Annotated in this window: 6 protein-coding genes; all 6 read right to left on the bottom strand. The window is 61.0% G+C overall.

What is annotated here, in order from left to right:
* The coding region (locus GM1_RS23060; protein WP_244874797.1) for a hypothetical protein at window positions 1–691 on the bottom strand (691 nt) is incomplete at its 3' end.
* Between the two features lie 4 nt (window positions 692–695).
* Entirely contained in the window at window positions 696–1,628 is a 933-nt protein-coding gene (locus GM1_RS21060) for an MlaD family protein (RefSeq protein WP_008382275.1), read from the bottom strand.
* Window positions 1,629–1,654: 26 nt separating this feature from the next.
* Window positions 1,655–2,692, bottom strand: a complete 1,038-nt coding sequence (locus GM1_RS21055; RefSeq protein ID WP_008382274.1) for an MlaD family protein — start codon at window positions 2,690–2,692, stop codon at window positions 1,655–1,657.
* The gene (locus tag GM1_RS21050) at window positions 2,692–3,741 is read right to left on the bottom strand and encodes an MlaD family protein (RefSeq protein WP_008382273.1); all 1,050 of its coding nucleotides are present in this window, start codon (window positions 3,739–3,741) and stop codon (window positions 2,692–2,694) included. The genes GM1_RS21055 and GM1_RS21050 overlap by 1 nt, the downstream gene beginning before the upstream one ends.
* A complete protein-coding gene (locus GM1_RS21045) occupies window positions 3,735–4,730 on the bottom strand; it encodes an MlaD family protein (RefSeq protein WP_040520950.1) in 996 nt (331 codons plus the stop codon). Before GM1_RS21045 ends, GM1_RS21050 begins: the two co-directional genes overlap by 7 nt.
* Window positions 4,727–5,623, bottom strand: an 897-nt coding sequence (locus GM1_RS21040) for an MlaD family protein (protein ID WP_008382271.1), incomplete at its 5' end; no start/stop codon positions are given. The genes GM1_RS21040 and GM1_RS21045, both read right to left, overlap by 4 nt.

Genomic DNA, 5,623 nt, shown 5'->3' with positions numbered 1-5,623 from the left:
CCGTTTTCGACACGACCACCTTCAACAACGTCGGCAGTTCACTCGGTTGCGGGTTCTGCACGTTCTGCGTCTTCTGGCTCGCGAAGACCATCACCGTGTACTCGCCGTCGGTGTCACCGGTGACGCTGGTGGCCAGCACGCGTCCCGACGCCTGCACCTGGGCCTGCTGCATGATCTGCGTCAGCGTCGGTCGAACCTCGTCGTAACGCTTGACGAGCGCCTCACCTGCGTTCTCCTTGACCGCCGCAAAAAAGGCGTCGGTGTTCTGATAGCTGTAGGTCAGGGACTTGGTCGTGTAATCCGAGGCGGCCTCCGCCGCCGCAGCCCGTTGCGCGGCGTCATTTTCCAATACCGACTTCGCGTCGTCGGCCTCGAGGTAGAGGTAGGCGAACACGCCGACCAGCACAGCGAGCACCACGATCACGGCCGAAACGACCACGGCAGCACGTGATCGCGGCCATACTGACCAGCGACGCCCACTCGGCGAGGGGGAGTCGACGTCGCTGTCGTCAACCCCCGTCGCGGCTACGGAAGCGGTTTTGGCGTTCTCGTCCACCAGCAGATCGCCATCCGTCGTCGCTGCTGCCACACCGCCCTCGACCTCAGTGGCCTCAGTAGGCGGTTTGGTCTGCTCGTCATTTGTCATCTGGGGCCTTCTGTGTACTTGCTGGTGACAGTCGCTTGCGGACAAGCCGTCATCTTGGTGATTGCGACACGGTGATGGGGACCTCGGCGCGACCTGGTCGCGACGTCGGGAAGGTTCGGGCGAGGAGGTCGCCGATCGACCCGAAGTCGACGTAGGTGTCCGCGACCTTCGCGGTCGCCGGTTTCACCGCCCGGGTGATCGTCAGCAGATCCGGCTGCAGGATCTGGATATAGCCACTGAGCTTTTCCACAAGCTTCAACACGGGAGGCCACTTGTCGTACGAGGTGGTTGTGAACTCGATGAACGCCCGTTGAATGCGCGCCAGTCCGTTTACGGCGTCAGGGGTGCGCACAGCTGCCGTACTGAGGACGTCCCCGACATTGGACATGAGGCCGAGCAGGAACTCGGCGTTGTCCGCGGTCACCCGGACGGACCCATCTTTGCCGACGAAATCGACTAGACGGTGCATCATGTCGCCGATCGTGTCGAGGTCTTCCTGCCGTCCTGCGACGGCCTCGGCGACGGTCTTGTTGATGGACTCGATCGATGCCGGGTCGAGTCCATCTGCCACTGCAGCCATCTTCGGCAACACCTGGGGCACCGATTGCGACACGTGCACCGCGTCCGCGGGCACCACATCTCCGTTGTGGAAGTACCCGCCGGTGGCCGTGCCCGTGGGCACGAAGTTGATGTACTGTTCCCCCGCGATCGACAGATTCTGGATCGACATCACGCTGTCCTGGGGGATCTTGTGATCGGAATCGATCGCCATCTCGACCTTAAGTGCCGAATCCACGACGTTGATGGAGGCCACTTTTCCGACGGGTATCCCCCGCACCATCACCGGCGACGTGTCCAGTAGACCGCCTGAGCTGTCGATGAAGGCGGTTAACGAGTACTCGGAGCGGGTGGGGTTGACGCGTGCCACGCCGACGACGAGGTAGCCGAGCCCTACGACGAACACGACGGCCAAAGCCACCATCGATATGAGCGTGCTGCTGCTGCGGTTCACGGCATCATTCCGATCGATTTCAACACGGTAATGAACGATTCGGCGTCACGCCGCGCCAGGTCCCGACCATCGATGGAGATGTCCGAGAGGTTGATGTCCGGCGACCCCACGAATGGAATGAGTTTGTCGCGGATGACGCGCGTTGCCTGCTCCGTGACGGACTTCGAGTAAATGTCGGAGTTGGCGATCGACGCGATCACCGGGGCGATCGCGGCCACCGACTCCTTGATGCGTGAGTACTCCGGATCCACGATCCTGCCCGCGGCCGTAGCAAATGTACGCAAGTTGGCGATGAGTAACGCGACGTCGATCAGGGAGTAGCCGAGGCCATAGAAGTTGGTTCCGCCCTTAGTCAGCATCCGGTCGATTCCCGACGGATCAGCCAAAATCACCTTCAGAGTCCGATCAGCCGACCTCAACACCACGTCGAGCTTGTCAGTGTTCGAGGAGACCTCCGAAACGGTCTCCAGCGTTGTCCGATACAGGGCGTCGAATTCCTGCGGATCCTTGGGGAACGCGGTGTTCAATGTCGAGATCGCGGTGTGGATCTTGTCGAGTTCACCGCCGCCGAGGACATTCGCCATCCCACGCATGACGTCCTCGACATTTGCTGCCGGCTCGGTCCGTGCCAGCGGGATCACCGAACCCGACCGCAGCAAGGCACCCGTCGACGGCTCGGCTGGGGGAAGGATGGAAACGTAGATTTCACCAAGGAGAGTGTCTTGACGCAGCTCGGCTCGCGATTCGGCCGGCAGCTGAGTCTTGTTATCGATGCGAGCTTTGACGACTGCATGCCCGTTCTCGTACGTGACATTCTCGACGGTTCCGACGCTGAGCCCCTCTGAGAGGACTTTTGCGAGGGCCGGCAGGTTGAGTGCGCTGGTGAACTCCATCTGGATGTCGTAGCCGTTGCCGTCGGAGGTTCCTATGGTCGGCGGATTGTCGGCGTTGATCCCACACGATGTCACGAACACCATCGCTGCCATCAGTGCGATCACCAGGGGTCCGAGGCGTGCGCGGTTGACTGAGATCATCAGGCCCCTCCCCCCATCATCCCGGCGATCGTCCTTGATGCATCGCCGGGCCCGCAGACGCCGTTTGCCGCCGGCGCGGCGCAGCCACTGACGAGGCTTCGCAAAGGCAGCGACACTGCGAACGCCCGCACGATCGACTTGGCATCGGGGTGTTTCATGATGAGGTCTGCCGTGCGGGCTGCGACCGCTGCCACCATGTCCGGCTGCTCTCCCATGCCGGCGATGAGCGGAACGGCAGCATCACCGATCGCGAATATTGGGGGCCCGAAATCCGTTGCGAGCCGCGAGAGGATCGGTACGAACGTCCCCGCGTACTCGACTGCCGCGCCGAACGTCTGGCCGAACGCGATGATGACATTGATGGCGCCCACGAAGTTGTCGAAGAGGGCGGTCACCTCTTTGTCGTTCTCGGTTGCCACCCCCGTCAGTGTTGCGAGGTTCCCGACGATCCTGCGAACCTGTCCATCCCGCTTGGCCGGGTCGTTGATGAGCGTGGCAGAGTCCTTGATGATCCCGGCCACGTCACCCTGGGTCCCTTCCAGATTGCGGGAAACGAGCTTGAGGGACTGCAGGATGGCGTCGGTGTTTCTGCCGTTGTCCTTGACCAGGTCCTCGGACAAGTCGCTGATCGAGTCGAGCGTCTGACTGATTCCCAGCGGGGTTCTGGTCTTACTCAACGGAATGCACTGATTCGTCTCGTATCGGGCTCCACCGGAGTACGGCTTGGTGAACTCGATCTGACGTTCGGTCACGATGGATGTCGACACCAGAGTCGCGCCGACGTCGGCGGGCAGCGGCACGCTCTTGTCGACCCGCATGTCGATCCTCACACCGGACTGACCTTTATTCTGGTGCACCCCGACGACGCTGCCCACCTTCTTGCCGAGCATGGCGACTGCGTTGCCTTCGAAGAGGCCCGATGCATCGGTGAACTCTGCGCATAGGGCGCGCGTGTCGTCGGACGCTGTCCGGCCTATCCCGATACCAGCGATGACCACCACCACCACGGCGATCAGGAGCAGCAGTCTTCGGACCCAGGTGGTCAGCATTTGTCGTCACCACTCGGAATGCACACACGAACCTCTGGTTCTGTGGTGGCCGGCGCACCGACCGGCGCCTGGAGGAGGACGCCGAGGCGCTGAGTGATCTGATCGATCTGTGTCAGGGCATTGGAGTAGCCCGGCATCTCTGTCGACACCTTGTCCAGGAGCGTCTTGAACTGTTGCACGGACGGTTCGATGCCATCGCGGTACGCCACGAGCGGCCTCGTCAGGAGTTTGAACAGACGCCTGAGATAGTCGAACCCGCCGCGGACGTTCTGGATATCAGGTCCCAGCGTCCTGGCCAGGAAGCTGAGTTGACGGAGAAAGTCGACTAGCACCTGTTTTTGGTCGGCGAAAGCTTTGACGTATTCATCCGATAGAGCGACCGTTTTGTCGAGCTGACCGTACTGTCGCTCTAGGAGGTCCATCAGACTGCTGGTGTTCCTCAGTGCGTCGGGAATGTTTGTGTTGCCGTCGGAGAACGCATTCTGCAGCAGCGCCGCAGTTTGACGGAGATCGACGCCGTTCACATCACGGAACACCGGCGTCGTCGTCTCGAGCGTGTTGGAGATGTCGTAGGTACTCGATGTCTGAACAAGGGGGATGGCCCCCGACAGCGCGGTCGGTCCTGACCCTGGGTCCAGATCGAGAACTCGCCCGCCGATCGGCGTGATCAGGCGAACCGCTGCGGTAGCATCCGAACGGACTGACACCGAGTCGTCGAGTCGAAATTTGACTGTGATAACCGTTCCCGTGAGGTCCACCGACGACACCTTCCCTTGTCTTATCCCCGCTATACGCACCTGATCACCCGACTCCAGCCCGCCGGTGTTGACCAGATGGGCCGAGTACACCTTTTGACCGGGCGGTGCGATATACACGGCCCCGGCGATGACCAGACCGACCACCACGGTCACCACCACCACACCGGCGACGATGAGGTCGCGTCTGCGTTCGGGCTGGTGATGCGATCGATTTCGATTGAACAACCTCACTTACACACCACCAATCGTTGCCCCATAAGCGCAATCTGCGCTGTATCCGGCAGGGGCAGGAGACCTTTCGAACATTGCGCCTCGCTCGGCGTGGAGTTCGTCGCAGCGGTGAGCGAGTCCATAAGGGGCTTGAGCAGTACCGCACCGTTGAGTAGACCCTCTAATTCCCCGGGTTCTCGCGCCAGACGCTGATAGATCGTCGCGAAACTCTGGTCGTACGTTGACTCGAGTTGCTCGCCGGTGAGGACCGTCTTCGACATGGACCGGTTGACCTCGCGTAGCGACTCTCGCAGCCGGTCACTCACGCGGCTGAAGGCGTCGACGATCGATCCCAGCTTGTCGACGAGTTCGACCATCTCCGCCGAGCGGCCTTCGAGCTGGTCGGAGACCTGGCCGAGACTCGTCACAATATTCGTGATGATCTCAGACCGCTGGTTCCCGTAGGCGGTGATGTTGGCGATCTGCTTCAGAACAGGCGATATGCCCCTTCCATCACCTTGAGCAACGCGCAATAAATTGGACTGCAGTTCATTGATCTCGTCGGCATTAAGCGTGTCGAACACCGGCTTGAATCCGTTGAACAAGGTGGACACATCAAATGAGGGAATGGTCTTGTCGAGCGCCACCTGTGTGAGTGCCCCCTGTGTTTTTCCCTGTTCCGCACCGATCAATTCGACATATCGCTGTCCGAGAAGATTCTGATAACGCACGGCGGCGGTGGTTTTCGATGTGATCGTGATGTCGTCGTTCAGTTGGAAATGAACGACCGCCGTGGCCCCTTTCAGGTCGATCGCCGTCACATAACCGACCTTGACTCCAGCCAGCCGCACACCGTCGCGAGGTTTGAGCCCGGAGGCATCGGAGAAGACCGCTGATCGTTCAGAACTCGCTCC

Origin of the sequence: Gordonia malaquae NBRC 108250, assembly GCF_000344135.1 — a bacterium.
GTDB classification, from domain to species: domain Bacteria; phylum Actinomycetota; class Actinomycetes; order Mycobacteriales; family Mycobacteriaceae; genus Gordonia; species Gordonia malaquae.
The sequence above is the reverse complement of the archived record's forward strand: the minus strand, read 5'-3'. Positions and strand labels throughout refer to the sequence as shown.

What these genes read in the sequence shown, in the direction of transcription:
- GM1_RS21060 (WP_008382275.1), bottom strand. Translation starts at nt 1,628, where the DNA reads ATGGTGGCTTTGGCCGTCGTGTTCGTCGTAGGGCTCGGCTACCTCGTC.
- GM1_RS21055 (WP_008382274.1), bottom strand. Translation starts at nt 2,692, where the DNA reads ATGATCTCAGTCAACCGCGCACGCCTCGGACCCCTGGTGATCGCACTG.
- GM1_RS21050 (WP_008382273.1), bottom strand. Translation starts at nt 3,741, where the DNA reads ATGCTGACCACCTGGGTCCGAAGACTGCTGCTCCTGATCGCCGTGGTG.